This window comes from Clostridium sp. AF22-10, assembly GCF_003478725.1.
Taxonomy (GTDB): domain Bacteria; phylum Bacillota; class Clostridia; order Lachnospirales; family Lachnospiraceae; genus Otoolea; species Otoolea fessa.
The window spans coordinates 1-2,366 of record NZ_QUFZ01000060.1; the positions used below are offsets into that span (position 1 = coordinate 1).

3 protein-coding genes are annotated in these 2,366 nt (G+C 32.0%); all 3 read right to left on the reverse strand.

The genetic code is table 11. The annotated features are described in order from the left end of the window. Positions 1-100: 100 nt before the first annotated feature. From DWX91_RS16160 to DWX91_RS16170, 3 genes are read right to left on the reverse strand one after another with little or no spacing between them, the layout of a single operon-like run. Positions 101-385 (reverse strand): hypothetical protein, encoded by a 285-nt coding sequence (locus tag DWX91_RS16160; protein WP_118539815.1) that lies wholly within the window; start codon positions 383-385, stop codon positions 101-103. A 12-nt stretch (positions 386-397) separates the two neighbouring features. Then, positions 398-1,075, reverse strand: coding sequence for a hypothetical protein (locus DWX91_RS16165; protein ID WP_118539817.1), 678 nt, complete (start codon positions 1,073-1,075; stop codon positions 398-400). A 59-nt stretch (positions 1,076-1,134) separates the two neighbouring features. Then, the gene (locus DWX91_RS16170) at positions 1,135-2,058 is read right to left on the reverse strand and encodes a DNA cytosine methyltransferase (RefSeq protein ID WP_118539819.1); all 924 of its coding nucleotides are present in this window, start codon (positions 2,056-2,058) and stop codon (positions 1,135-1,137) included. Positions 2,059-2,366: the final 308 nt, after the last annotated feature.

The following is a 2,366-nucleotide window of genomic DNA, read 5'->3' on the forward strand; positions in this document are numbered from 1 at the left end:
AATGAAGCATCTGTAATTCCATCAACGGAACAAATGTTTTTACCAGTAATAGGATTTGATAAATTTATAATTCCATTATTTTTCCCTATTAGCATATTATTTACCTATTATTTAGAATCTGACTTCTAAAATCGTTCCAACCATCATCATATCCATCCAAATATTCACCATTACAAATATTATTATATATCTCGCTTGGTACTTCTTTTAATGGACACCAATTTGGCTTATTATCAATTTTTATTACTTCTTCATAAATCATATCCACATATTTATCTAAGCGTCCTGTTGCAGCACAAAGATCACATTGCCCATAATTATCAAAACAAAGAGGACATTTATCACAGCTACTTGGCATGTCCATCACTAAAACAGCTTTACTCATTTACTTATTCTCCTAACCAAACTTCTTTTTATAATCTTCCTCTTGTAATTTTACACTCATATAATGTTTCCATTGACCAAGATCTTCACCTTTGATTTCTTTAATCGGTGTTTCTCGCTTTTTATAAAAACTGCAATCTGTACACTTATCAGATAAATTTCCACACTCGTCAATTTTTTGATCATAATTTCCACTTGTACCAAAAGGACACCATGAGCCTTTTGAATTATCATCCCAGACAACATTTGCAACATATTCACAAGTCGTAAATTTACTATTGTAGGCTTCTATATCTTTTGGTGAATACAAACCATATTCTTTACACCTTTCATGTGGAAGTTCATCTAATTCATAATCTATCCAATCTTGTGAATTCATTTTCCAACACCTGTTGTCAAATCTATTTTCAAATAATTCCTGACTTTCTAACGGAAGACTCCTAATTAAGTTCCAGATTTTATCTTCATGTTGATAAGTCTCTACATAATCATCCATTACTTCCTTTTCATTGAACCATTCATCATATTCTGGTCTATCGCATTCATCGCAACACTGAAATTTTGTGTCCATATCATCAAAAGAACTACCATAACCTCTATATGTAATGTAATATGTATGAGTTGCTTTATTTTTTAGGCATTCCATACATATCGTTTCATCTTTAATTGCTATAATTCCTTTAGAATTCATATGTATATTCTCTCCTTTCTCCACAAGAAATTCCGCTTTCAATCGGTCTTGATTTTATGTTATTCTCTTAATCCGCTCAAGATCCATTCAACTGTTGGTTCATTCCAGCCATTACCCATCAGGCTGCACCTTTTTGAGTATGATAAATAACGACCATTGAGCTGAACTTTTGTGAAATTATCTGGTAATCCCTGTAATCTCTCATATTCAATTTCAGTCAATTTTCGTGGTCTATCGTTATCTAATACTTTTTTCTCTTGATAACCACCCGACACACAGGTTAATGTTGACATTTTGAAATCTGGATTATAAATTCTTTTACACATTTCTGTTGTGTTGACCTTTAGTTCAGCACATACACGCTTATTCATATCCAAAATCTCAAAGTCCTTCTTGTAGAAATACTTCTCATCTACATTATTCTCCATAATATCTTTCAAAACTAATGGAGATTCTTCAGGCAATTCGCCTAGTGGTATGTCTGTCCAATAATATCTCTCACGATTCTGAGCTGAAAATATTCCTGAATCAATCAAAATAGGTTCAACACCAATACATTCTGTCATTGTTTTCAAATCCTCATCGCTACTTGGTACTACATTTTCAAACATGAAATATTTGGGTTGAATTACCCTAAGACACTCAATCGCTTTAAAGAAAATTCCTGATTTACCATCAAGACCATTGTTGACTTCTTTATTTTCAATTCGTACTCTTGAAAGAGACTGACAGCATGTACCTGCCAATAGAAGATCAAATCCTTTGAACTGTTCAAAATCCGCTTCATATAAATCACCATGATATACCACAAGCGGAAAATGGTACTGAGAAACTGCTATGGCTTCTGGTAAAATTTCATATGTATGATATTCTCTTATAGGTATTCCAAGTTGTTGTAACGCATATAATCCTGTTTCTACGCCACCACATAAACTTAACACTCGTAGCCCTTGAGAATTATTTTTTTCTTTATTCTCTGTCAAAACACACTATTTTACAGAGGTTACGTAACCATAATCACCTAGAATTACTGTTAAATCCTTTCTTCTTGATATTATTTTGTTGTAAAATCACTCGAATTAGGCACGTCTGCCTAATCAAATGAAAAAAATATTTCATTACTTATTTTTGTTTTGGAAACACTTGAACAAATGTCCAAGCTAAGAAATATTTCTATACTATATTATTCTCTAATTAACGCTTGTCATCTTTGATTAAATCAGTATACGATTTACTTGGTGTTACAATCAGATTCATATAATCCACATTGTCACTATTTAATTCTTTCTGA

Coding starts and splice junctions, on each gene's coding strand:
- DWX91_RS16165 (WP_118539817.1), bottom strand. CDS start 1,075: ATGAATTCTAAAGGAATTATAGCAATTAAAGATGAAACGATATGTATG.
- DWX91_RS16160 (WP_118539815.1), bottom strand. CDS start 385: ATGAGTAAAGCTGTTTTAGTGATGGACATGCCAAGTAGCTGTGATAAA.